Below are 24,906 nucleotides of genomic sequence, written 5' to 3' on the forward strand. Positions count from 1 at the left end.
AGCGTGGCTGGTGTATCGTATAATTCACGCAACACCAGCCAAAAAAATTGCATGACTTTTGCATAATGTTGGTAAATTTGTTGGTAAAAAGAAAAATTTTATTAAATTTTCTATTTAAAATAAAATGTTTAGTTACTTAATTTGTGTCTCTCTGGCGCCTGAATAAGGCTGTTTTTTACGTCTATTTTTGTCTAATCGTGTCTAATTATTTTTATGCTTTCAATCACTTAAATTCAAGTAAATGGTATTTTATCGCCTATCCCTGTCTAAAATCGCCTAATGCAACCTTATTGAATTAACCCAATGCAGGGGGTATATTTGGGGGTATCAGAAAACACCCCAAAAAATACCCCCACCATGCCACTCGAAAATGCGTAACCAGTCATCAAATGTGATTTGACGACTGGTTTTTTTCGCTTGCACGGCACAAGCCCCTATTCTAAAATCAAATCAAGAACAACAAGGAAACAGCACCATGACCACAATCACACTTCCCCCACAATTAAGCGAGCGTATCGCATTTTTGGCAGCCCAAACAGGCAAAACACAAGAACAAGTGATTGCTGCTGCCGTAGCACAATTTAACCCAACAGAGCGAGCCATTCCCGAATTATCCCCCGAAACAATCGCATTGATGACCGAAATCAATACATCGCCCCAATTCAATGATGAAGCCATTTTGCAACGTTATGGCATGAAAGAGTTATGATGATATTGCGTGTGGACATAACCGCAAATTTGCGTACATCATTGCGCCACGCCGATGTGTTTATCAGCGAATTTAGGCAATGGAAAAGCACAGGGGAAACAGGCGAAAATGATTTCTACCTGTTTGGCAAAGACGGCGCGTACACCACGCCACAAGTGAATGGCGAGCCGTATGTTTTGCGCCATGTGCATTTATTGCCGCTTACCGACACCACCCAATTAGCCAAATGGCAACGCAACTGGCAAACAGGTGCAAGGCGTACCAGCAACCGCGCATTGGTGTATGTGCAAGACGGCAACCGCTTTTTGTTGATTGACATTTTAAACGAGCCATTCGCACATGAAATCGCCCAAATGAAAACCGAACAACACCGCTTAATCATGCGTAATTTTGCCAAAATTGCCGAGCAATACATTTATCATCACGAAATCATTGCCTAATTGAATTTTCAGGCAGCCTGAATCCTGAAGAAGGCTGTTTTTTGTGGTTCATCACATTGACCGCCTCCAAGCAACAACTTCAAACCCTCTCCCCACTGTTTTCGCCTTGTGCTTGTTTCCTTTGCATAAAAAAGAAATTGCGTTAAAATACCTTTCCTTGTTTTCAGGCTGCCTGAAAATGAATGTTCAACTCAAAAGAAGAATAAAATGCTTGTTTCTCAACTGATTATCACATTGCTTGTTATCGCATGCCTGTTGGTGGCGGCTTATTATTTCAAACACCACAGCCCCACTCCCACCCCTACCCTACCCGATTCCAAACCCAGCGTCAGCATTGCCCCCATGTCGGCGGCATTGAGCGAAATTCTCAAACGCAGCTTGGCTGAAATTCAAGGCTGCCAAGCCATCGCCTATGTGGACACCCAACACAATCGCTTAATCGGCATTGAAACCAGTACGCCCTTTCCATCAGAAATTTTGACCTTGGTTGCCGCCACCGTTGCCGAATTGTTTACCGCACCCAATTTGTTGAAAATGTCTGCCGCATTCAAACAATTTAAAGCGCAAGATGTGGACAAAAGCAATTTTAACGAAATGGTCATTCGCGGCGAAGGCAGCCTGTATGTGCTGTTGCGCGCCCACAGCAACGACCATCGCGTTTTCGTGTTTGCCTGCACCGAAGCCGATGTGGCGTCAAATAATGTCGGCTTGATTTTGCACCAAGCGCGTTTGCTCATGCCGCAAATTGAAGTGGCTGCCGAAGCCGCCTTTTTGGTGGAATAACCCCCATTTTGCTTGAAAACCGATGACCCCAAATCATCGGTTTTTTTGCTTGAACAGACAAAAACATGGGGCTACAATCCCAGCATTCTTGCCCTGTATTAAGGAATGTCATTATGACCGATTATCCCACCTTGCAAAATTGGTTGATTGAATACAGCAACACGCTGCCTGAAAACGACAAACAATCCATTCAGGCAGCCTTCAAATTGGCACAACAGCATTATCCCGCAAACGCCGTCAGCACCGAAGCAGGCGAACCCTTGCTGCCACGCTTTTTGGGTGCAGCCCAAATGGTTGCCGAAATGGATTTGCTGCCCGAAAGCGTTGCCGCCACGCTGCTCACCGACATTTCCGCCCACCTACCCGATTGGGAAAACACCATCAGCGAACAATGCGGCAAAAACATCGCCATGTTGGTCAAAGGCATAGACGAAGTGCAAAAGCTCACCCATTTTGCCAAAGTGGACAGCCTCGCCACCCCCGAAGAACGCGCCCAACAAGCCGAAACCATGCGCAAAATGCTGCTGGCAATGGTGTCAGACATTCGCGTGGTCATCATCAAATTGGCGTTGCGCACGCGCACCATGCAATATTTGGGACAAATCCCCGACAGCCCCAACAAACGCGCCCTTGCCAAAGAAACGCTGGACATTTTCGCCCCACTCGCCAACCGACTGGGCGTGTGGCAACTCAAATGGCAGCTTGAAGATTTGGGATTCCGCCACTACAACCCCGATGAATACAAACGCATCGCCAAATTATTGGGCGAAAAACGCACCGAACGCCTAGAATACATAGAAAACTTTTTAAGCAGCCTGAAAAATGCCGTCCATCAAGCAGGCATAGAATGCGATGTGGCAGGTCGCCCCAAACACATCTATTCCATTTACAAAAAAATGGTCAAGAAAAAATTGGATTTTGACGGCTTATACGACATTCGCGCCGTGCGCGTGTTGGTGAACACCATACCCGAATGTTATACGACTTTGGGGATTGTGCATTCTTTGTGGCAACCCATTCCCGGTGAATTTGACGACTACATCGCCAATCCCAAAGGCAACGGCTACAAATCCCTGCACACCGTCATCGTGGGGCCCGAAGACAAAGGCATAGAAGTGCAAATCCGCACCAAAGAAATGCACGAATTCAACGAATTTGGCGTAGCCGCCCACTGGCGATACAAAGAAGGCGGACAAGGCGATGCCGCCTACGAACAAAAAATCGCATGGTTGCGACAACTTTTGGATTGGCGCGAAAACATGGCAGAAAGCGGCAAAGAAGATTTGGCAGCCGCCTTCAAAACCGAATTGTTCAACGACACCATTTACGTTCTCACACCACACGGTAAAGTGTTTTCGCTGCCTGCGGGTTCCACACCGATTGATTTTGCCTATGCTTTGCACAGCGATTTGGGCGACCGTTGTCGCGGCGCAAAAGTGGACGGCAAAATCGTGCCACTTTCCACCCCATTGGAAAACGGTCAGCGCGTGGAAATCATTGCCGCCAAAGAAGGCGTGCCGTCTGTAAACTGGTTGCACGAAGGTTGGGTTAAATCCAGCAAAGCCATCAGCAAAATCCGCGCCTTTATCCGCCAGCAAAATGCCGAAGCCATACGCGAAGACGGTAAAAACCAATTTGATAAAGTCATCGCCAAAATCAATCCCAAACCCAATCAACAGCATTTGTGCGAAGAATTGGGTTTCAGGCAGCTTGACGATTTGTACACCGCCATTGGGCAAGGCGAAGTGTCGCCACGCGCCATTCAAAAAGCAGCAGGTGCTTTGGACGTGCCGCCCCCCACGCCCATTAGCGAAAACACGATTGTGAAAAAATCCAAAATTCAGGCAGGCGGCAAAAATGGCGTGTTGGTCGATGGCGAAGGCGGCTTGCTGACCAATCTTGCCAAATGTTGCAAACCCGCACCGCCCGATTTGATTGTGGGATTTGTAACGCGCGACAAAGGCGTGTCCATACACCGACAAGGTTGCAGCGATTTTGAGCATTTGGCACGGCAATCGCCCGAAAAAGTGATGCCTGCCAGTTGGGCAAATTTGAATGCTGGGCAAATTTATGCCATAGACATTGAAGTCCGCGCCCAAGACCGCAACGGTTTGCTGCGCGATGTTTCAGACAGCTTGGCGCGACACAAGGTAAACGTAACCGCCGTTCACACCCAAACGCGCGATTTGGAAGCGAGCATGCGTTTCACATTGGAAGTGAAACAAGTGGCTGAATTACCACGAATTTTAGCCAGCCTAGCCGAAGTCAAAGGCGTAAACAGCGTGGTGCGTTTGTGAGCGTTCAGGCTGCCTGATAGGTAAATCAAATACAAAATGGGATACCAAGTAGGGTGCAACTTGTTGCACCAAATCCATGTTTTATCAGGAAAATGGTGCAATAAGTTGCCCCTACACTTATCTTATTTTTAAGGTGTTCGCACCCCATTTAGCCCCTAACCCATTTAACCCCCCCCATTTACCATGCTGCACATACGCCCCGCCACAGCCCACGACTTGCCCAGCTTGGCACACATAGACCAATACAACAACCCCCACCCTTGGCAAATCGCCCAATTTTCAGGCAGCCTGCAATCGCCCCACACCCACATTTGGCTAGGCGAAACACAAGGCGAAATCTGCACCTTCATCGTGTGGCAAACCCTGTTTAACGAAACCGAATTGCACCTGATTGCCACCGCCCCAAACCATCGCCAACAAGGTTTCGCCAGCCAACTCATCAACACAATGCTGGCAGCCAACCCCAACAACCGCTTTTTTTTAGAAGTACGCCAAAGCAACCTTGCCGCACAAAAATTGTATGCCAAACACGGCTTTCACATCATCGCCCAACGCAACAACTACTACGGCAACGAACACGCCATCATCATGGAAAAATCATGCTAAATTCCCGATACATTCATCTGCACGAAGCACTCGGCTTGGGCGCAATGTGGCTGAAAAACAGCGCAAAAATCATCGCCCAACCCACCCCCAACACATTCAGGCAGCCTGAAAAAAAACACAAAACCCCCAATCCACAAGCCCGACAACAACTCATCGCCTTTTTACAAAAAACCGAATCCACCCCCACTCCAATCGCCAAACCCATTCAAGCCACCCAACCCACAACCCATTTTCAGATTAGCCTGCACCCCGCCCGCCTGTTCGTATTGAGCGCGTGTCCCACATGGCAAGACATCAGCGCTAATCGCCTGTTTAGCGGCGAAGACGGCGCATTATTGCAAAAAATGTTTGCCGCCATTCAATTACCCATCGCGCAAGTGCAATACAGTTGCTGGATAAAAAATCTGCCACCACAACACATCAGCCCCACACCCGAAATGTTTGCCGCCGCCCTCAATGAAATTCAGCACGAAAAAAACACCGTCCAAGCCCAAGCCATTTTGCTGCTGGGCGATGATTTCCAACGCCCCAATATGCAAGCCCTCATCACACAAATGGCAGGCGACACCCCCGTGTTCATCATTTCCCACCCCCTACGCATACAGCGCGACAGCACCCTACGCCGCCCCGCATGGGAAACCCTACAACGCCTCCAAGCCCATTTAGCCCACAACGCATAAAAAGCCTTTGCCCCACCCCATTCAGGCAGCCTGAAACCTTTGCAAAACCTACCTTTAAACTGATGTAGAGGCGGATTTCATATCCGCCTCTTTTCAATTTATGTAAAAACAGGACAAGTGTAGGGTGCAACTTGTTGCACCATTTTCCTGATAAAACATGGACTTGGTGCAACAATTTGCACCCTACATGGTGTCCCAAAAATAAAAATTTCTGCAAATCTAAACAGGGCAAATATGAAATCTGCCCTTGCGAACCGAGTTTTGCAAAAGTTTCAGCCTGCAAGCCTTTTTTGTAAAAAAACAACATTGCCCCAAAAAAAGAAAAAACCACCGCCCCAAAAATAAAAACACAACAAAATCAAACAAATTAACCCAAAAAATGTTAAAAAAAAACCACAGACCCACACAAACAACCGTAAAAAAAGCAGAATAAGTTTGTTTTTTTTGCCCAAAGGCATTATATTTAGGCATTCGCAAAAGGTTGAAGGGCGCAACATGACCCCTTGACCATTGAGTAAAAAGCTTAACGGCACAAGCCGTTTATTCATTCTTAAACAGTTTTAAGGAATACAGAAATGAAAAAAACCCTGATTGCTTTGACTTTGGCTGCATTGCCTGTTGCTGCTTCTGCTGACGTGATTTTGTACGGTCAAGTAAAAGGCGGTATTGAAGTTGATTTCTACGACAAAATGGGTGGCGAGAAATCAAAAGACACCACTACTGCTATTGTGGATTACGGTTCACGCATTGGTTTTAAAGGTCATGAACACCTGAATGGCGACTTGAAAGCCATTTGGCAAGTAGAACAACGTGTAGACATCGCTGGTGGTCGTAATGAAGATGGCAGCATCGCTCGTGGTTTTGGTACACGCAATTCTTTCATCGGTTTGCAAAGCGACACCATCGGTACAGTTAAAGCAGGTTACTTCTCTACACCCGTAGATGACGCAGTAGGTCGTTTGGACGAGTGGGAATACAGCAGCGACTACTTGGGTTTGGGTAACTACACACGCGGTACTGACGCATCTAAACGTGCTGTGGCAGTAAGCTACACCACCCCAAATATGGCTGGTTTCTCTGCAACTGCTTACGTTTCTCCTAGCGACAACAACTCTGGCAAAACTGAAGGTCGTGATTCCACCATTTACGGTTTGGGTGCAACCTACGAAAACAGCGGTTTCTTCGCTGACGTAGCAGGTGGCTATGTGAAAAACGGTAAAAACAATGGTACATTGGACGCAGCCAACCCCAACATCAAAGAAAAAGCAGGCTACCAAGCTGTTGCTAACGTAGGCTACGAAAACGAACAAGTTTTGGCTGGTATTGGCTACAACCGCGCTGTAAACGTTGATTCAAAATATGATGTATCTAACGAAGTGGCTGCAACCGTTGCCTACAAAGTAACGCCCAGCTTGCGCTTGAAAGGTTCTGCTGCTCACGGCTTCAAAATCAGCGACCACCGTGGCAATCCTTACGCTGGCGATGGCAAATACTACCAAGGTATCGTAGGTGCTGATTACGCCTTGTCTAAACGCACGACTGTAAATGGTCAAGTTGGCTTCTACCAAGAAGGCAAAGGCGATGACAAAACCCAACGTAGCTTGGCTGGTGTTGGTTTGAAACACAAATTCTAATTTAAACCCATTGGTTTAATGTGAATCAAAAAATGGCTTGTGGTGGCAACATCACAAGCCATTTGCTTTATAATTTAAGTGATGAGCAAAAAGCCATTTTGCAACTTTTGCAAAACTCAGTTCATAGGGGCAAATTTCACATCTGCTTTTTTTAATTTATTGATAACGCGATTTCGGGATAAAAGTGATTGATAAATTTAAGTCACTTTGCTCCCTCTCCCTGTGGGAGAGGGCTGGGGAGAGGGTATGCTGCTCAACAAGCCCTCTCTCCAACTCTCTCCCATAGGGAGAGAGGGCAGGTTTGTTGGCAAATTGACAGTTACTTATCCCGAGTTCACGTTATTGATACAAATAAAAATTTCTGCAAGTCTAAACAGAACAGATGTGAAATTTGCCCCTATGAACTGAGTTTTGCAAAGGTTTCAGGCTGCCTGAATATTCAATTTTTCCAAGAAATCGCCAAATCATACAGTGCTTTTTTGCTTTCGCCTGTGATTTTGGCGGCTAAATCGGCGGCTTGTTTGGTGGGCAATTCGGCTGCCAAAATTTTCATCACATTTTGTGCGTGTTCAGGCAGCGTTTCATGCTGCACTTTTTCGCTGGCGTGCAACACCAATACCATTTCGCCGCGCGTTTGATTGTTGTCGGCTGCCAATTTTTCGCACAATGTTTCGGCATTGCCTTGCAAAAATGTTTCAAATGTTTTGGTCATTTCACGCGCCAACATCAGTTTGCGCTGCGGCAAAATGGCTGCCACATCGCGCAAGGTATCGGCAATCCGATGTGGTGTTTCAAATGCCACCACTGGATAATCGGCATTTTCCCAACTTTGCAATAATTTCACGCGCTCGCCCGATTTGGCGGGCAAAAATCCATGAAAATAAAAATGCGGCTCTGCCACCCCTGCCACGCTCAACGCTGCCATCACCGCGCTCGCCCCCACCACTGGCACAATCGCAAAACCTGCTTCACGCACCCTTGCCACCAACTTGGCACCAGGGTCGCAAATGGCTGGGGTGCCTGCGTCTGAAATCTGTGCCACACGCTGCCCTGCCGACAATGCGGCAATGATTTTGTCTGCCATTTGCTGTTCGTTGTGTTCGCGCACGGAAATGAGCTTAGCTTGAATGCCGTAAGCCGACAATAATTGGGCGGAAACGCGCGTGTCTTCGGCACAAACCAAATCGGCTTGCTGCAAAATGGCTAGGGCGCGTAGGGTAATGTCCGCCAAATTGCCAATGGGCGTGGCAACAATGTAAAGCGTGCTGGGCGCAAGGCTGTTTAGGGCTTTTTGGAAATGTTTTTGCATGATTCAGGCTGCCTGAAAAAAGAAAACCGAATTTTAACGTCAAAATGAACATTTTTGACTGCGGCAACCGACTTTTTAAAAAAGTAAACCACATCATGCTTTCAGGCAGCCTGACAATTTGATACATGGTTCTGATATTTTATCGCGTACCGCCAAACCCCATTTGGGTGGGTTCAACTTGTCATCATGGCATCAATCCTTTACCATATTGAATTAAATCAACTTTTTTCATTTTCAATTTGAACAACGATAAAACACATCATTTTGAGCAAATCGGTTTGACTTCGCCACACGTTCAGGCTGCCAAACGCATTTATTATCAAGCATTTGGGCATAGTAAACCTTTGCCCTTTTGGGTTTTGCAACTCAATGCCTTGCGTCCGACTGTGCAATTTTGGGCTTTGCTGGAAAACGATGAATTGCGCGGCTGGCTATATCTGCTGGTTGGGAAAGACATTGTTTTTATTTACTATTGTGCCATAGCGCAACCATATCGCTCACGCGGTTATGGCGGATTGATGATGGATTGGCTCAAACAGCGTTTCCCCAAACACCGATTGGCATTGAATTTGCCCCTGCCCGATGGGCATGAAACGCAACGTGAGCGGTTTTACGCGCGACACGGTTTTCGCCATGCGGATTTTGTTTATACTGAACGCGGTTTGCGGTCTGATGTGCTGGTGTGTCAGGGCGATTTGACGGCGGCGGAATATGTGGCTTTGCTGCGACCGTTTGCGTTTTACTGCTACCCCATTCGCACTTTGCCGCGCGTGTAAAAAACATTTCAGGCAGCCTGAAAATTAAATGCAGGCTGCCTGAAACCTTTTTCCCATTAAATATCAATATTCTGCGCCACCAACGCATTGCTTTCAATAAACGCCCTGCGCGGCTCCACTTCATCGCCCATCAGCGTAACGAAAATTTCATCAGCCGCAATCGCGTCTTCAATCCGCACTTTGAGCAAACGGCGCACTTCGGGGTTCATGGTGGTTTCCCAAAGCTGCTCGGGGTTCATCTCGCCCAAACCTTTATAGCGTTGAATCATCATGCCTTTTTGCGCGTTTTGCAACAAAATGTTCAAAGCCTGCTCAAAATCTTTCACATCTTGAACATCTTGATTTTTATGCAATTGTGCGCCATTTTCGCCAATCAAACCGCGCTGCTGTTCAGCCGTTTTGCGAATGACTTGGTGGGCTTTGCTGTCCACAAATTTTTGGTCAAGATAGGAAATCGCCACATTGCCGTGCAACTGGCGCGTGATTTTGATGAAATGACCGCCATCGTTGCCCGCCACATATTCCAAAGCGATTTCCTGATTTTTCAGGCAGCCTGAAAGCGCGTCCACCGCCTTTTTCGCATTGATTTCATTACTCAAATCAATGGCTTCAATGTCAATCAAAGCGCGTAACACCGCCCCATCAATCACACGACTTTCTTCGGCAATCGTGTTTTGGGCGCGCAAAAATTGCTTGGCGATTTTCGCCAATTCCGCGCCTTCCAAAACGCGGCTGCCTGAAACCAACTTCGCGCCCTCCAAAGCCAAACTCAACAAAAATTCGTCTTTTTCCGTTTCGTCTTTCAGGTAGCGTTCCGTTTTGCCGTGTTTGGCTTTGTAGAGAGGCGGCTGGGCGATGTAAACATAGCCGCGCTCAATCAATTCAGGCATTTGGCGATAGAAAAACGTGAGCAACAGCGTGCGAATGTGTGCGCCGTCCACGTCCGCGTCCGTCATGATGATGATTCGGTGGTAGCGCAATTTTTCTAGATTAAACTCTTCCTTGCCAATGCTCGTGCCAAGCGCGGTAATCAGCGTGGCGACTTCTTGGCTGGCAAGCATGCGTTCAAAACGCGCCCGTTCCACGTTCAAAATCTTGCCTTTAAGCGGCAAAATGGCTTGGAATTTGCGGTCGCGCCCCTGTTTTGCCGAACCGCCTGCCGAATCGCCCTCCACCAAATAAAGCTCTGATAATGCAGGGTCTTTTTCCTGACAATCCGCCAATTTACCTGGTAAACCCAAACCGTCCATCACGCCTTTTCTGCGTGTGAGTTCACGCGCTTTGCGGGCGGCTTCGCGGGCGCGGGCGGCTTCCACGATTTTGCCGCAAATGATTTTCGCATCGGTGGGATTTTCTTCCAAAAAATCGTGCAAGGCTTGCGACAAAACCTCGTTTACCACAGGCGAGATTTCGCTGGAAACCAGCTTATCCTTTGTTTGTGAAGAGAATTTTGGGTCGGGCAATTTAACCGACAACACGCAAGTCAAACCTTCGCGCATGTCATCGCCTGATGTGTCAATTTTGGCTTTTTTGGCGATTTCGTTGGCTTCAATGTATTGGTTGATGGTGCGCGTCATGACTTGGCGCAAGGCGGTTAAATGCGTGCCGCCATCGCGTTGCGGAATATTGTTGGTAAAACATTGCACGGATTCTTGGTAACTTTCGTTCCATTGCATCGCGCATTCTACGGTCATGCCATCTTTTTCGCCAATCGCGTAGAACACTTTGTCGTGTAAGGGTTTTTTGCTGCCTGTCGTGTATTGCACAAAGCCGACCACGCCGCCGCTTTCGGCAAAATTTTCGCTTTTGCCATCGCGTTTGTCGAGCAATTCAATTTTTACACCATTGTTTAAAAAAGACAATTCGCGGATTCGTTTGGCGAGCGTTTCAAATTTGTATTGCACCGTGCCAAAAGTGTCTTCGCTGGCGAGAAATTGGACGCGCGTGCCGTGTTTTTCGGGGGCGCATTCGCCCACCACTTTGAGCGGTTCTACGGTGTCGCCGCGCTTAAATTCCACGAAATGCTCTTTGCCTTCGCGCCAAATGGTGAGTTTGAGCCAATCTGAAAGCGCGTTTACCACCGACACGCCCACGCCATGCAAGCCGCCTGATACTTTGTAGCTGTTGTTGTCGAATTTGCCGCCTGCGTGGAGTATGGTCATGATGACTTCGGCGGCGGAACGCCCTTCTTTGGGGTGTATGCCTGTGGGAATGCCGCGTCCGTTGTCTTCAATGGTGATGGATTCGTCCGCGTTGATGGCGACCGTGATTTGGTCGCAATGCCCTGCTAGGGCTTCGTCAATGGCGTTGTCCAGCACTTCAAACACCATGTGGTGCAAACCCGAGCCGTCTTGGGTGTCGCCAATGTACATACCAGGGCGTTTGCGGACGGCTTCCAAGCCTTCCAATACTTGAATGCTGTCTGCGCCGTATTCTTGGGGATTTTGTTGCGTTTGTTCGGTCATGTTGGTTTACTTTGTTGATTAAATTGAAAATTCGTTTGCTTATTTTGGTATTCAGGCAGCCTGCAATTATTTGCAACGATAAAATGTTTTAGCTTGCGGAGAACTATCTAATTTTTTGACAATTAATGTATTTCTGTCTTTCAAAATGAATTCAAATGGCTCGCGCAACTGATAATTTCCCACCACCATTGTACCAGCGATTTTAAGAGGCGTTCGCAGCGTAAATTTTGGGCGACTGTGTTCGCTTGCGCCTTCAATATATTGTTGATGTACTGATTGTTTTTCCACCGTTAAATAGATTTCATCATCGGCAAAAACTGCAACGCCCGATTGACAATATTGGCGTATTAAAGCAGACGTTATCGCTTGCTCACGCCCTTTTTCCCATTGCTAATAAAGCCATTCGCCTTGAAATGTACGCGGAATATCTTGTGCGGCTGCTTGAAATGTTACGCTGCAAAGCATGGTAAATAGGGTAGTTTTTATTTTGTTATTCATTAGAATCCTTTTCAGGCTGCCTGAAAACTAATTTCTTGGCAAAAACTGATACATGCCATTGATTAAAAGTGCAAAAATAATCATAGCAATCATGCAAGTCCATCGTTGTTTTTCTGATAATTTCAAATTGGCAAACGCATAAACTGCAATCGTTAAAAATACGGCTGTATTGCCGACGGTTACCCAAGTTTTAAATGCGCTGCTGTACGACTTACTCCACAAGTTAACAGTCAAAATCAACCAAACGGCTAAACTTGTCCAGCCCATGATTTTTTGTTCTTTGGGCGTGAGATTTCTCAATGGTTTGCGCGACATGATGTTTTCTTTCTGTTGTAGGTTGGTTTTTAAGCCAACATTTTCAGGCTGCCTGAAACTAATTTTTCGGTATCCATACCAAAATAAATCCCAAAAGCGAGGCAATAAACAAATTGGCATTGTGCCAACGCTGACGTTGTTTATCGGATAATTTGTGGTTGGTGGCTGCGTACATGGCGGTACTCACGCTAATACTGATGACCGCAAATACCCAAATGCTTTTGGCAAATATGCCCAAACCCGATGTCCAAACCGCCAGCGAAACAAACAAGCCCAGCGCGATTGCCGATATCAACAAGGATTTTTGTCGTTCGGGCGTGAGTGGTTCAACTTTATTTTGATTGATGATTTTGTTGCGTAATTTTTTTAACATGATTGTTTTGCCTTTCTTTCAGGCTGCCTGAAAATGACAAATTTAATTTTTGGGGATAATTTGGATAAAAACATTGCCCAATATTGCCAAAATCACGCCGCCCATCAACATCAATCGGCGTTGTTTTTCGGATAATTTGTGATTGGCAAATGCAAAAATCGCCACATTGGCAAAAAATGCCACATTCAAAAATATCGCCGTCAGGGTAAATTGCCAACTGTATGTTTTACTTAATGTTATCACACACATCAATACGCCCAATACCATACTCCCAAAGCCAAAACATTTTCTTTGTATCGGGCTTAACGCATGGGAGTTTTCAGGCTGGCTGAACAGTTTTTCTTTGATTTTTTTCATACCTTAAACCTTTCAGGCTGCCTGAAAATGGCAGCTCTTTTGTAGGGTGCGTATCACGCACCAAAAATTTCAAATCGTGGCAAATTCGGTGCGTGGGACGCACCCTACGCACTAATTTCGCGGTAAAAATATTTGCCCCAAAGTACCAAGTATCGATATCGCCAATATCAAGCCCAGCAAATATTGCCATTGTTTTGCGGATAATCGGTTTTTATGCTCGGCAAAATACAACGCCAAACCCACGCTCAAATAAAATCCGCCATTCAAACCCGACATGATGACGGCAAAATACCAACGCTCATAACGATAAAACGGCGCAATCAGCAAAATCATCGCCAAAACAACATTGCCGTACATCAACCATTTTCTTTGTTTGTGGCTTAAATTGAGCATGATTTTTTTCCTTTCAGGCTGCCTGAAAATACCGCATTTTATTTTTTGGGTGTTGTCCAGTCGTGGCGAAATTCATAGCCATATTTGGGCGAATATTCATCGCGGAATATGCCGAAACACACGGGATTTTTGCCTTTGTTTGCCTCTTCGCCATAATCATCGGTGGCAATAACGCTTTGATAAGCCATTGCGACACCCCACACACACATTTGCGGTTCATTGACGCTGAATTGGATTTTGGCTTTTTTACCGTTTTCGTGGTCTTCAATCGTGTGAAAAAGTGGATAAACCACGCCATTTCGCGTGTCTATTGCGGCATAAGCACGCGGTTCAACCTCCAACAAAATATAATGCCGATTGAAATTGGGTTTTTGATTTGCCAATGCACGGCGATATTGGGCTTTGTTTGAGCGGCTGCAATAATCTGTGTCGTTGGTCATGTCAAATTGGCAAGTCGCTACGCCTGTTAATTTGACCGTTTTTGCCATGATGTTTGGGCTGAACATCATCATGGCTATCATGATAAATGGGTTAATCCATGCTGTTTTCATGCTTGTTTTCCTTTTCAGGCTGCCTGAAAATCGTGGCTCTTTTGTAGGGTGCGTATCACGCACCAAAAATTTCAAATCGTGGCAAATTCGGTGCGTGGTACGCACCCTACGCGGTTTCAGGCTGCCTGAAAACATCAATTTGTTTTTTGCAAAAAATAAGCATCCAACACTTCAACCGCCAGCGTCAAATCCAGACCCCATTGTTGGCGAATGGCTTTAATATCCGCAATGCGTTCGCCCGTTAAGTTTTGTTCCAACCACATTTTGACTTCGGGATTACCGACCAATAACGCCCCAACAGGCGAAAGCGGTTGCGCGCCATTTCGGGTTTTGAAATACACGGTTAAAAGATGCCAAAAAGCGTAAATCGGGATAAGGCACACCAATACGGTTTTGAAGGTTTCCCAAAATTCATTCATGTTTTTTCCTTTTCAGGCTGCCTGAAAAACGCATTATTATACCGCGACTTAACCCAAAACACACCCTATTTGTTTCCGCCATTTTGCCCCATGACACACATCATCAAATGGGTAAATAACCTTGAAATTCAATCGCTTTTGCTTGACCATTTGGATTGGGGCGCAAATGGACAAACCAATCGTGAAATTGATTGAGCTGCAAAATATTGTCCACATCTTTCAAATTGTCTTTGTGCTGCTGATTGGCGTGCGGCAACAGCGTGGCAAGGGCTTGGCGTTTCGCGTCTTGCTCATCGCTTGCCACAAACAAATCAAAGGCGTGCAATTCCGCCAAATCGCCCTCTTGATACGCCCCCACATTCACAAAAAACAATTTTTCAGGCAATTCATGGGCTTGATTTTGCAAGACAATATCGTAGCCAGCCACCCAGTTGATTTCGCGCCAACCGTCTATGTGCAAACGCGCATCGGTGTGCGCCCAAATGCGTTTCAAATCGGCAAAAGCCGCTTGGGGCGTGGGCGCAACGGCAAATTGCACATCGTGCATTTCCAAATTGGCGTGTGGCATTTGTATGCCCAAATAAAATTGGTAGAGTTTCATGTTGATTTTCCTTTGTTTTTTTGGATTTCAGGCTGCCTGAAACTTCATTAACGCACACGTTTCACAATGGGCAAGCCTGTTTTTTGGTGGATTTGGTTGATGATTTTTTCTGCCGAATCGCTTTTGCCCAAAAACACATCGTGGCTGCCTGCAACACCAATCAACCAAATTTCATTGTTCACCTCCCACGATATGCCGATAAATTCATCAATCGCTTGCGTTTTTTCAGGCAGCCAACGCAGAAAAGGGTTCATTTTGTGGTAGGTCAAACGGTTGGTGGACGCGTCAAACGTCAATTTGCGCGACAAAAACGCATTGCGCCAAATGTCCACCAAAGCAGAAACAATCAGCAACACCAACAGCATGCCCGAAAAAACCGACTCGCCAGACGACCCAAACACATTTAGCAATAAAATCAATGCACCAATCAACACCAGCAAAACGGTGTTCATCAACAACTTTTTGCGTGAAAACAACGCAAATTCAGCCGATTGCCGCACCAAATGGCGATGAATTTGTGGCACATCTTTTTGGGGAAAAGTTTTATCTAATTGATTATATTGATACATTTTCCAAGTCGCATAGCCCCCCGACCAAGCATAAGCCGTAAAAGCCCAGCCCAATATTGCCCAAAGCAACACCAAAAACCCATTTTCAGCCAGCCCAAAAGCCGCATAAAACAAACCACCGCCCATCGCCGCCCACACCGTTGCCCAAATGCCACGCAAAATCAATATGCCATTACTGGGGCGTTGGGCGTGGGCTGCCAGCGCGGTTTGTGCTGCGGCTGCCCGAAAATGCGTGGGGTAAGCAGCGCGTTCGCCTTGTGCCGCGTGGTCAATGTGGCTCAAACCCAACATCGGCAACTGCATGATTTTGGAGATTTTTTGATATTCAGATTGGAGATTCAGGCTGCCCCCTTGATTGGGGAAAATGCGGTTAATTTCCGTTTCGCTCACGCCATCTTGGTGCAACAAAATCATGCGCCCATATTGTGCGGTGTGCGCCGAATAAACAGCCTCTGCTTTAATGCCAACAAATTGATTGATATGATGAATTTCCAAATCATGCCATGTGTTGATGTGCCATTGCCCCAAAATTAATTGACGCGAATTGGGGTCGTAACGCCACAATTTAATTTGACACAATTTGCGTACCACCCACCACAAAGCCACGCTCCAAATGGCAAACCACAAACCGTCCCACAACCATGTTGTGGCATGACTTGGCACATCAAAAACCTGTAAATACAACAACAAAGCCATATCCCATGCCTTGCCCAACCAGAAAAAACCCAACAAACAAAGCAGAAACACACACAATAGCATGCGGTCGTTCCCAAAAACATGATGGCGAAACATGGTTTTTCCTTTTCAATGGATTGAATTTCATCATCAAAATGGCGTTCAGGCAGCCTGAAAATCACACGTTCACATAAATTTCCGATTTGGCAAACAACACCGCTTGCCCACCCAAAATCATGCGTTCGCCTTTGATTTCGCCATGCAAAATGCCACTTCTTGCGCTGGCTTGATAGCCGATTAAGCGATTTTTGCCCAACACCTTTGCCCAATAAGGCAAAATATGGCAATGCCCACTGCCACACACAGGGTCTTCGCCAATCCCAAGTTTAGGGGCAAATGAACGTGAAATGCAGTCAAATTGCGTGCTTTGGGCGGTAAAATGACACAAAAGTCCGTCTAATTGTGCGATTTTGGCATGGTCTGCTTGGTAATTTTTGACCACATTTTCATCATCAAAAACACACAATAAATCGCGCCCCAAATACACTTCTTTCGGCATCACGCCCAAAATCGCGCCAATTTGTGCCACATTTTCCAGCTTTTGCAATTCAAATACAGGAAAGTCCATTAAAAACAAATCATCTTGTTTTTGCACACTTAATTTGCCAACTTGGGTGTGAAAAACCACATTTTCAGGCGGATTTGCCAAAATGTGATGCAACACAAACGCGCTGGCAAGCGTGGCGTGTCCGCATAAATCAATTTCCGCTTTGGGCGTGAAATAGCGCAATAAAAATTCATCGCCTTGCGGCACAATAAAGGCGGTTTCGGACAAATTGTTTTCTTGGGCAATGTGCAACAAAATGCGGTCGTCCAGCCAATTATCCAATAAACACACCGCCGCAGGATTGCCCTTAAATATTTGATTGGTAAAGGCATCAACGGTAAATTGGCGTATGGTTTGGGGCATGTTTTTTCCTAAAATTAATGGGGGCTTGGGATTTCAGGCTGCCTTTTGTTACCCTACAAAAATAAAACATTGCCCACAATCGTTAATATACCACCATCTGCTCCCTCTCCTTTGGGAGAGGGCTGGGGAGAGGGAATAGGTGAGTGGCAAACAAAAAATTGTAGGGTAATAAAAGGCAGCCTGAAAAATCAATCATTCAAATTAACCGAATGCTCGCGCGTTTCGTGGAACACAATGTCTTTCCAACGCTCTTGGGTCAAATTCAAATTCACGCGATTGGGCGCGAGATACGCCAAATTGCCGCCTGCGTCTGTCGCCAAATTGGCGGCATTGGCTTTTTCAAATTCCGCCAATTTTTTCTTGTCATCGCAGGAAACCCAACGCGCCGACCACACCGACACATTGTCAAACACCGCTTCCACACCATATTCTGCCGCCAATCGTGCCGTTACCACCTCAAATTGCAACACGCCCACCGCGCCCAAAATCAAATCCGCGCCCGAATGCGGTTTGAACACCTGCACCGCGCCTTCTTCGCCCAACTGTTGCAAACCTTTTTGCAACTGTTTCATTTTAAGCGGATTTTTAATGCGGACGCTGCGGAATAATTCGGGCGCGAAAAACGGAATGCCTGTAAACGCCAACATTTCGCCTTCGGAAAAACTGTCGCCAATCTGAATGTTGCCGTGATTGGGAATGCCGATGATGTCGCCCGCGTAGGCTTCTTCCGCCAACTCGCGCTCGTGCGACATAAAGGTAACCACGCTGCTGGCTGAAATTTCACGGTTGATGCGTAAGTGCTTGATTTTCATGCCGCGTTCAAATTTGCCCGAACACACGCGCAAAAAGGCAATGCGGTCGCGGTGTTTTGGGTCCATATTGGCTTGAATTTTAAAGATAAATCCTGAAAATTTTGGCTCTTCGGGTTGCACATCGCGCACGGTGGCATGGCGTGGTTTGGGTGCAGGCGCCCAATCAATCAGCGAATTCAAAATTTCTTGCACGCCAAAATTGTTAATCGCTGAACCGAAAAACACAGGAGTCAGGCTGCCTGAAAGAAATTCGCCCAAATCAAATTCGTTGGACGCGGCTTGCACCAACTCAATTTCATCACGAAGTTGTTGAATTTCCATAGGGAATTTTTTATCCAACTCGGGATTGTCTATGCCTTTGAGGATGTCAAATTCGTGGGGCAATTTTTCGCCACCTGCTTCAAACAGGTAAATTTCATCGTTCAAAATGTGGTACACGCCCTTGAAATTTTTGCCCATGCCGATGGGCCAAGTTACGGGCGCACAACGGATTTTCAAAATGTTTTCCACTTCGTCCAGCAATTCCAAGCTGTCGCGCACTTCGCGGTCGTATTTGTTCATGAAGGTAACGATGGGCGTGTTGCGCATGCGGCAAACATTCAATAATTTAATGGTTTGCGCTTCCACGCCTTTTGCCGCGTCAATCACCATCAGTGCGCTGTCCACCGCCGTGAGTACGCGGTAGGTGTCTTCGGAAAAGTCTTGGTGTCCAGGGGTGTCCAGCAGATTGACGGTGTGGTCTTTGTATTCAAATTGCATGACGCTGGACGCAACGGAAATGCCGCGCTGTTGCTCAATTTCCATCCAGTCGGAAGTGGCGAATTTGCCTGTTTTTTTGCCTTTTACCGTGCCTGCGCTCTGAATCGCGCCTGAAAACAGCAGCAATTTTTCGGTTAAGGTGGTTTTGCCCGCGTCGGGGTGGGAAATAATCGCAAAAGTGCGGCGTTTTTGAACGTGTGCTAATAATTCTGCTGACATGGTTTTTTCTCAAATTCAATCAAAGATAAAAAAGGTTTCAGGCAGCCTGAACATCACTTCGGCTGCCTGAAAATAAACGGGCATTTATTCGGATTCGGGTGGCGCAACTTCGCTGGCGGATTCGGTTTCAGGCTGCGGCATTTCTTCGTTGGTGCTGCTGCCTGAAAACAAAGTTTGCTCGCTTTTGCGCAATTTGAAGCCGCTTCCGTCTTGATTGGTGCAAGTCAATCCTGAATATTCACTTTTGCACGACCAGCCCTGACCGCGCATTTCTGCACCGTATTTCAACACGGGTGCGTCAAATTGCACGGGCAAATGGGTGTGGCAAGGGCGGTCGGCGGCACCCTGTGCGGGCAAAATGAATTCGTATCCCCAACCGTTGCTGCATTGGTCGGCAAGTTCATATTGGGGCAGCACCAAGGGTGTAACCATGGTGCAAGCCACGCCATGCCATGCGGCGCGATTTTGGCTTTCATCGGCGGGCAAATCGCCACCGCAAATCACGTTGCTACTGGGCATTTGGAAATTCAAACTGTATGTTTGAGCAGACAAAAATGGGCTGCTTGCCAGCAAAATCAGGGAAAGAAGTGTTTTTTTCATCAGTGTTCACGAGCGTGGTTGATGGTGTATTTGGGGATTTCCACGACCAAATCTTCATTGGCAACAATGGCTTGGCAACTTAAACGCGATTCTGCTTCCAAACCCCATGCTTGGTCAAGCAAATCTTCTTCCAATTCGGTGGGTTCGGTTAAGCTGCTGAATCCTTTGCGAATAATCACATGGCAAGTGGTGCAAGCACATGATTTATCGCAAGCGTGTTCAATTTCAATGTGGTGTTCGAGCAGCAAATCGCACACGTTTTGACCAGCAGGCACATTTTCAATGATTTTGCCTTCGGGGCAGAGTTCGGCGTGGGGTAAAATGGTGATTTTTGGCATGATTGTGTTTCTTAAATGATTTAAAAATCTGAATTATACGGAAAAAGCTGCCTGAAAACCAAATTATTCTGTTTTCAGGCAGCCTGAATCAATTTTTTGTTTTTCAGAGATAAAATTTCTCAATCACATTCAGTTGTGCGTCCAAGCGATAAACCAAGGGCTGACCTGTGGGAATTTCCAAGCCCATGATGTCGTCATCGGAAATGCCTTCAATGTGTTTTGCCAAAGCGCGCAGCGAATTGCCGTGCGCCGCCACCAACACGCGCTTGCCCGATAACACGGCTGGCGCAATTTGGTCGTGCCAAAATGGCAACACGCGTTCCAAAGTTACTTTCAAATTTTCGCCATCTGGCACCACATCGCTGGGCAGGTGGGCATAGCGGCGGTCGTTGTGGGCGGAAAATTCATCGTTTTTGTCCAACAAGGGGGGCAAAGTATCGTAGCTTCTGCGCCAAATGTGTACTTGTTCATCGCCATATTTTTCGGCGGTTTGTTTTTTGTCCAAGCCTTGCAGTTGTCCGTAGTGGCGTTCGTTTAAACGCCATGTTTTGATTTGTGGCACCCACAGTTGGTCGGATTCTTCCAAAACAATATTGCAGGTTTTGATGGCGCGGGTCAGCACCGATGTGAAGGCAAGGTCAAATTCATAGCCTGCAGCTTTGATTTTGCGTCCTGCTTCTTGGGCTTCGGCAATGCCTTGTTCGCTCAATTTGACATCGCGCCAGCCTGTAAACAGGTTTTTGGCGTTCCACTCGCTCAAACCGTGGCGGATAAATACCAGTTCCATATTGTTTCCTTGTTGTTGAATAAATGATTGAAAAACGGCATTTTAACGGATTTTCATTTTTTCAGGCAGCCTGAAAATAATAAACAATGTAAATCGCAAACAAAATCAAGGGTACAAATTGCCACAGTGCGTGTTTTTGCGTGATTTTATCGGCTTTCAAACGCGCCCCAATGTAGGCAAACAACACCCATTTCAACAAAAACACATTGGCACACGCCAAAATAATGCCGTTTACCAACACATCGGCGGCGTTGGCAGGCTGGGCTGCCTGAACGTAAATCGCCAAAATCAGGGGCAAAATCACAATCGCGACCCAACGTATCAGATTGATGTTCATGGCTTTTCCTTGATGAGCAAATCGGGATTGGGGCTGTCGGCACACACCACTTCGCGCAAATAATCTTGCGCTTTGTCTTTTAACACAAAGCGGTCGCATTCAGGCAGCGTTTGCGGTGGCGGCAAGGTGATTTCATTGATTTTAAGATGAATTTCAGGCAGCCGCGCAATGCGCCACAACGAAACAAAAAAAGGCGTATCCGAAAAAGTGACTTGGCTGGTGCGTTGATTTTGCTCATCATAATAACGCAAAGCCAACACCTGTACAGGCGCATTGGCATTGATGGCAGCCTGAAACAAAGCCGCTTTGAGCGGCAACACACCATTACCCAAGCTGGTTCGCGCCTCGGGGAAAAAACACACATTCTTGCCCTGTTGCAAGGCTTGGGCGATGGCGGCATTGATGGGTTCAATGTCTTTGCGGTTGCTGCGGTCTATGAACACCGTGTCTGCGCTGGCGATGATTTTGCCCACAATCAACCAGTTTTTCAGCTCTTTGGCGGCAATGAAACTGGCAGGAAAATGCGCCATAATCGCCAAAATGTCCAACCACGAAACGTGATTTGCCACCATCAACACGCCCTGTTGCGGTGGCGATGTGGCGGCAATGTCCACTTTCACATTCAAAATTGCCAAGCCTTGTGCGGCAATGTCGCGCAAATGCTGTTGTTGGTGTTCAGGCAGCCTGTTTGCCCCATTTTTGAATTGAAAAGCCGTGCGCAACAGCCACATCAGCAGGCGCACAATGCGCCACAAAGCGCGTATCATCACACTTCCCCATCTGCCATTTGTTCTTGTTGTTTCAACAATTTGCGTTCATTAAACGCCTCCAACTGCGCCGCCACGCCCGAGGCGATTTTGTCCAAACTGTTGGTTTGCGCTTCGTGATAGGCTTCTTCCAAAGCATAGGCAAAGCCAACCGCGTCTGTGCCACCATGACTTTTAATCACAATGCCGCGCAAACCCAAAAAAATCGCACCATTAAAACGGCGTGGGTCCAGTCGTTTTTTGAAACCATTGAGTGCAGGCAAAGCCGCCATGCCACCCAATTTGGTTAAAGCATTGCGTTGAAATTCCTGCTTGATGGCACCGCCCATGAATTTGACCGCCCCTTCAATCGTTTTCAAAACAATGTTGCCCACAAAACCATCTGCCACCACCACATCAATGTCGCCACTGAACACGGCGTTGCCTTCCACATTGCCGACAAAATTCAGGCTGCTTTCTTGCAACAGCGCAAAAGTTTGTTTGACCACTTCTGTGCCTTTAATGTCTTCCGTACCCACATTGAGCAAGCCCACACGCGCCGTTTTTTGTTGTGGATTCAATGCGCTGAACAATTCGCTGCCCAGCACCGCAAATTGAAAAAGCTGTTCGGCAGAGCAATCCACATTCGCGCCCAAATCCAACATCAACGTTAAATGTTCGCCCTGCGCGGGCAAGAATTTGGCAATGGCGGGGCGTTCCACATTCGGCAGCGTTTTCAAGACAAAACGGGCGGTTGCCATAAGCGCACCCGTGTTGCCAGCCGACACAGCCGCTTGTGCTTTGCCGTTTTTGACCTGTTCAATGGCAACGCGCATGGACGAATCTTTTTTGTTTTTCAAAGCGGCTTGTGGGGCTTCGTCCATGGCAACAATTTGGGTGGTGTGGACGATTTCAATGCGATCTAATGGGGCGTTGGCGGCTTTTAAGGCAGCCTGAATTTGGGTTTCATCGCCGACCATAATCAATCGGGCTTGGGGTTGTTGGTTTAAAAAAGCGGTGGCAGCAGGGGCGGTTACGGCTAAACCGATGTCGCCGCCCATGGCATCAATGGCGAGTGTAATCATGATTGTTTTTGCAAGATAAATGGCATTTTGCCCATTAAAAATGCACATTTTAGCGCATTTTGGGGCGATTTTGGCGTTTCAGGCAGCCTGAAAGCACACGGCAACACAAGGGCGGCAGGCTTAAAAAATAATATTGAATCACATTCATGTTTCAGACAGCCTGAAATCAAACCATTGAAATATATTGATGTTTTTAAAAAAACACCCTATCCCATTGCTTGACAAAAATGAACCACACCATAACAATGAGCAGAAAATTTTCAGGCAGCCTGAAAAGGAACATTCAATGGAAAACAATAAAATACGAAAAAACACCAACTGCGTGAGTGCTACACTTGCTTTTATGGAGAAGATAAATTGATGAATAAAAAATTGATGAGCAGGAAAGAGCGAATAAGATGGGAAGAGCGTAATCAATACGATGACGAATTATTTAAATATCTTAAAAAAATCCTGTGTGTACTTTTTGCGATTGTGTGGGTATATGCACATTTTTTGATGTTTCGCCCTTTTGATGTTCGCTACCAAAAGCCCAAAATTTTCAATACTGAACAGCATGATACGATTATCATGACTTACAATGGACACAGCACAGATTTTCCACAGCCTGCCAATCCCCCACCCAAAAAATCCAATGCGACCTACACTTCTGCGATTGCAGAATTTCAAATTAATGGACAAAAATGGCAATGCGGTTGCCGTTTGGCATCAAGGGGAGAAAGCTGCACACTGGATATTACAAAAGACAAAAGAACACTATGGCGTGGCACACAATTTGATGAATTGCACATGATAGACATTGGGAATAACAAATGTTTTATTACCAAATTGGTGTGGAAAAAAGAAGTTTATGAATTACCTAAAAATATTCAAAATAAATTACAATATTACATTCGCAATATTTGTGATTGTGGGACGAAAAAGACTTTGTTACTCATTCTGAATACAACTGCTATATTATTATTTTCCATATATTTTATTTTAAAATTTAAAGGAAAATAAAATGTCAAAATTGATTTTGGAAACAAAATGAAAAGAAAATTAAGTAAAAAGCAATCACTGTTTTGTATGATTCTATCCCAATTCTGGAAATACAAATTCCTGACTTTGGCATTGATGTATTTTATTTTGACCCATTTTATTTGGTATCGTCCAAAGCCTGTAAAATACGACTCGCAAACTTATATTTTGGAGTATTAAATATGCCCTTACCTTTATTGCTTTTATTATTAATATTTTTATTCTCTGTTTATAAAGCATGCACACGCCAATTTGAAGAAGGCTGGACATGGGTAGATAAAATAGGGCTGACTTTTTTAGGCTATGTTTTTAAAATTTGGGCTCCTATTATTTTAATAACAGATACCTTACAAATGAAAAGTCAAAATGCAATCTCATTTTTTGATATAGAACAAAAAATTAATTATGTTCATATTTTTGCAAGAAAAGAAGTGAGAACTGTAACCATAAGTTCATCTACTTCTGAGCATGTGATTTTTTTAAAGTATAAGGGGAAATACTATGAATGTAATTGTTTTGATGTAATTTGTACATATCCCCTAACTTCTGAAAAAAGATTGTTTTTTATAAAAGAAGCAACAGTTCAATTTGAAAAAGAAAATTCCCGATTTAAATTTATGACCTATGATAGGTGTAAATTAAACAGATTGGTTTTTGCTAATCCAGATGAATTAAAATCATTGCTTAGCCATTATGAAAAATACTATAAGATAAAAAAAGATTATAACCCTCTTAATCTGGATAATGGGATTTTAATTCAGTAGGGTGCGTACCACGGCACCA

The 24,906-nt window shown here is 45.8% G+C and carries 30 protein-coding genes; 10 read left to right on the forward strand and 20 right to left on the reverse strand.

Annotated elements, in window-relative coordinates; all coding sequences use genetic code 11:
* Positions 1 to 475 precede the first annotated feature (475 nt).
* The 6 genes from H3L97_RS01060 to H3L97_RS01085 all read left to right on the forward strand — a co-directional run bounded on the left by H3L97_RS01060 (position 476) and on the right by H3L97_RS01085 (position 5,515).
* Complete coding sequence (locus H3L97_RS01060) at positions 476 to 709, forward strand: hypothetical protein (protein ID WP_097113747.1); 234 nt, start codon at positions 476 to 478, stop codon at positions 707 to 709.
* Positions 706 to 1,149: a type II toxin-antitoxin system YafO family toxin gene (locus H3L97_RS01065; protein ID WP_218839675.1), complete on the forward strand. Its 444-nt coding sequence runs from the start codon at positions 706 to 708 to the stop codon at positions 1,147 to 1,149. Before H3L97_RS01060 ends, H3L97_RS01065 begins: the two co-directional genes overlap by 4 nt.
* Positions 1,150 to 1,356: 207 nt before the next feature.
* Positions 1,357 to 1,932, forward strand: coding sequence for a hypothetical protein (locus tag H3L97_RS01070; RefSeq protein WP_097113748.1), 576 nt, complete (start codon positions 1,357 to 1,359; stop codon positions 1,930 to 1,932).
* Between the two features lie 113 nt (positions 1,933 to 2,045).
* Positions 2,046 to 4,229, forward strand: coding sequence for a RelA/SpoT family protein (locus tag H3L97_RS01075; protein ID WP_097113749.1), 2,184 nt, complete (start codon positions 2,046 to 2,048; stop codon positions 4,227 to 4,229).
* Positions 4,230 to 4,415: 186 nt separating this feature from the next.
* A complete protein-coding gene (gene rimI, locus H3L97_RS01080; RefSeq protein ID WP_179655790.1) occupies positions 4,416 to 4,835 on the forward strand; it encodes a ribosomal protein S18-alanine N-acetyltransferase in 420 nt (139 codons plus the stop codon).
* A complete protein-coding gene (locus H3L97_RS01085; protein ID WP_097113751.1) occupies positions 4,829 to 5,515 on the forward strand; it encodes a uracil-DNA glycosylase family protein in 687 nt (228 codons plus the stop codon). Before rimI ends, H3L97_RS01085 begins: the two co-directional genes overlap by 7 nt.
* Positions 5,516 to 5,787: 272 nt before the next feature.
* On the opposite strand, the gene H3L97_RS01090 is transcribed toward H3L97_RS01085, so the two are convergent.
* Positions 5,788 to 6,063, reverse strand: a complete 276-nt coding sequence (locus tag H3L97_RS01090; RefSeq protein WP_143269104.1) for a hypothetical protein — start codon at positions 6,061 to 6,063, stop codon at positions 5,788 to 5,790.
* A gap of 27 nt (positions 6,064 to 6,090) precedes the next feature.
* On the opposite strand from H3L97_RS01090, the gene H3L97_RS01095 reads away from it, so the two are divergent.
* Positions 6,091 to 7,149, forward strand: coding sequence for a porin (locus H3L97_RS01095; protein WP_097113753.1), 1,059 nt, complete (start codon positions 6,091 to 6,093; stop codon positions 7,147 to 7,149).
* Between the two features lie 439 nt (positions 7,150 to 7,588).
* On the opposite strand, the gene rsmI is transcribed toward H3L97_RS01095, so the two are convergent.
* Positions 7,589 to 8,461, reverse strand: coding sequence for a 16S rRNA (cytidine(1402)-2'-O)-methyltransferase (gene rsmI, locus H3L97_RS01100; protein WP_224446413.1), 873 nt, complete (start codon positions 8,459 to 8,461; stop codon positions 7,589 to 7,591).
* Between the two features lie 236 nt (positions 8,462 to 8,697).
* Here rsmI and H3L97_RS01105 point away from each other — a divergent pair, with 236 nt between their 5' ends.
* Positions 8,698 to 9,234, forward strand: coding sequence for a GNAT family N-acetyltransferase (locus H3L97_RS01105; RefSeq protein WP_179655784.1), 537 nt, complete (start codon positions 8,698 to 8,700; stop codon positions 9,232 to 9,234).
* A gap of 56 nt (positions 9,235 to 9,290) precedes the next feature.
* On the opposite strand, the gene gyrB is transcribed toward H3L97_RS01105, so the two are convergent.
* The 18 genes from gyrB to plsX all read right to left on the reverse strand — a co-directional run bounded on the left by gyrB (position 9,291) and on the right by plsX (position 23,103).
* The gene (gyrB, locus tag H3L97_RS01110) at positions 9,291 to 11,699 is read right to left on the reverse strand and encodes a DNA topoisomerase (ATP-hydrolyzing) subunit B (protein WP_097113756.1); all 2,409 of its coding nucleotides are present in this window, start codon (positions 11,697 to 11,699) and stop codon (positions 9,291 to 9,293) included.
* Between the two features lie 66 nt (positions 11,700 to 11,765).
* Entirely contained in the window at positions 11,766 to 11,987 is a 222-nt protein-coding gene (locus H3L97_RS01115) for a hypothetical protein (RefSeq protein WP_143269105.1), read from the reverse strand.
* 237 nt (positions 11,988 to 12,224) lie between these two features.
* Positions 12,225 to 12,512: a hypothetical protein gene (locus tag H3L97_RS01120; RefSeq protein WP_097113757.1), complete on the reverse strand. Its 288-nt coding sequence runs from the start codon at positions 12,510 to 12,512 to the stop codon at positions 12,225 to 12,227.
* Positions 12,513 to 12,570: 58 nt separating this feature from the next.
* Positions 12,571 to 12,885 (reverse strand): hypothetical protein, encoded by a 315-nt coding sequence (locus H3L97_RS01125; protein WP_097113758.1) that lies wholly within the window; start codon positions 12,883 to 12,885, stop codon positions 12,571 to 12,573.
* A gap of 42 nt (positions 12,886 to 12,927) precedes the next feature.
* On the reverse strand, positions 12,928 to 13,242 hold the full coding sequence (locus H3L97_RS01130) for a hypothetical protein (RefSeq protein ID WP_097113759.1): 315 nt from the start codon (positions 13,240 to 13,242) through the stop codon (positions 12,928 to 12,930).
* 111 nt (positions 13,243 to 13,353) lie between these two features.
* Positions 13,354 to 13,635 carry a hypothetical protein gene (locus tag H3L97_RS01135; RefSeq protein WP_097113760.1) on the reverse strand — a complete coding sequence of 94 codons (282 nt, stop codon included), beginning with the start codon at positions 13,633 to 13,635 and terminating at the stop codon, positions 13,354 to 13,356.
* Between the two features lie 38 nt (positions 13,636 to 13,673).
* Positions 13,674 to 14,186 carry a hypothetical protein gene (locus tag H3L97_RS01140; protein WP_097113761.1) on the reverse strand — a complete coding sequence of 171 codons (513 nt, stop codon included), beginning with the start codon at positions 14,184 to 14,186 and terminating at the stop codon, positions 13,674 to 13,676.
* Positions 14,187 to 14,320: 134 nt separating this feature from the next.
* On the reverse strand, positions 14,321 to 14,605 hold the full coding sequence (locus H3L97_RS01145; protein ID WP_097113762.1) for a hypothetical protein: 285 nt from the start codon (positions 14,603 to 14,605) through the stop codon (positions 14,321 to 14,323).
* A 103-nt stretch (positions 14,606 to 14,708) separates the two neighbouring features.
* On the reverse strand, positions 14,709 to 15,206 hold the full coding sequence (locus H3L97_RS01150) for a DUF1543 domain-containing protein (RefSeq protein ID WP_097113763.1): 498 nt from the start codon (positions 15,204 to 15,206) through the stop codon (positions 14,709 to 14,711).
* Positions 15,207 to 15,253: 47 nt separating this feature from the next.
* Positions 15,254 to 16,567: a hypothetical protein gene (locus tag H3L97_RS01155; protein WP_097113764.1), complete on the reverse strand. Its 1,314-nt coding sequence runs from the start codon at positions 16,565 to 16,567 to the stop codon at positions 15,254 to 15,256.
* A gap of 61 nt (positions 16,568 to 16,628) precedes the next feature.
* Positions 16,629 to 17,420 carry a PhzF family phenazine biosynthesis protein gene (locus tag H3L97_RS01160; protein WP_179655785.1) on the reverse strand — a complete coding sequence of 264 codons (792 nt, stop codon included), beginning with the start codon at positions 17,418 to 17,420 and terminating at the stop codon, positions 16,629 to 16,631.
* A gap of 188 nt (positions 17,421 to 17,608) precedes the next feature.
* Positions 17,609 to 19,210, reverse strand: coding sequence for a peptide chain release factor 3 (locus H3L97_RS01165; protein WP_097113765.1), 1,602 nt, complete (start codon positions 19,208 to 19,210; stop codon positions 17,609 to 17,611).
* An 84-nt stretch (positions 19,211 to 19,294) separates the two neighbouring features.
* Positions 19,295 to 19,810, reverse strand: a complete 516-nt coding sequence (locus H3L97_RS01170; protein WP_097113766.1) for a DUF6636 domain-containing protein — start codon at positions 19,808 to 19,810, stop codon at positions 19,295 to 19,297.
* Positions 19,810 to 20,148 carry an ISC system 2Fe-2S type ferredoxin gene (gene fdx, locus H3L97_RS01175; RefSeq protein ID WP_097113767.1) on the reverse strand — a complete coding sequence of 113 codons (339 nt, stop codon included), beginning with the start codon at positions 20,146 to 20,148 and terminating at the stop codon, positions 19,810 to 19,812. The genes H3L97_RS01170 and fdx overlap by 1 nt, the downstream gene beginning before the upstream one ends.
* A 103-nt stretch (positions 20,149 to 20,251) precedes the next feature.
* A complete protein-coding gene (locus H3L97_RS01180; RefSeq protein WP_097113768.1) occupies positions 20,252 to 20,935 on the reverse strand; it encodes a 2,3-diphosphoglycerate-dependent phosphoglycerate mutase in 684 nt (227 codons plus the stop codon).
* 61 nt (positions 20,936 to 20,996) lie between these two features.
* The gene (locus tag H3L97_RS01185) at positions 20,997 to 21,272 is read right to left on the reverse strand and encodes a hypothetical protein (protein ID WP_097113769.1); all 276 of its coding nucleotides are present in this window, start codon (positions 21,270 to 21,272) and stop codon (positions 20,997 to 20,999) included.
* A complete protein-coding gene (locus tag H3L97_RS01190; RefSeq protein ID WP_097113770.1) occupies positions 21,269 to 22,039 on the reverse strand; it encodes a 1-acylglycerol-3-phosphate O-acyltransferase in 771 nt (256 codons plus the stop codon). The genes H3L97_RS01185 and H3L97_RS01190 overlap by 4 nt, the downstream gene beginning before the upstream one ends.
* The gene (gene plsX, locus H3L97_RS01195) at positions 22,039 to 23,103 is read right to left on the reverse strand and encodes a phosphate acyltransferase PlsX (protein WP_097113829.1); all 1,065 of its coding nucleotides are present in this window, start codon (positions 23,101 to 23,103) and stop codon (positions 22,039 to 22,041) included. The genes H3L97_RS01190 and plsX overlap by 1 nt, the downstream gene beginning before the upstream one ends.
* Before the next feature lie 360 nt (positions 23,104 to 23,463).
* Between plsX and H3L97_RS01200 the strand changes: the two genes are divergently transcribed.
* Positions 23,464 to 24,105 (forward strand): hypothetical protein, encoded by a 642-nt coding sequence (locus tag H3L97_RS01200; protein ID WP_097113771.1) that lies wholly within the window; start codon positions 23,464 to 23,466, stop codon positions 24,103 to 24,105.
* Positions 24,106 to 24,167: 62 nt separating this feature from the next.
* Positions 24,168 to 24,887, forward strand: coding sequence for a hypothetical protein (locus tag H3L97_RS01205; protein WP_143269106.1), 720 nt, complete (start codon positions 24,168 to 24,170; stop codon positions 24,885 to 24,887).
* Positions 24,888 to 24,906: the final 19 nt, after the last annotated feature.

It is taken from the genome of Alysiella filiformis (assembly GCF_014054525.1).
GTDB lineage: Bacteria > Pseudomonadota > Gammaproteobacteria > Burkholderiales > Neisseriaceae > Simonsiella > Simonsiella filiformis.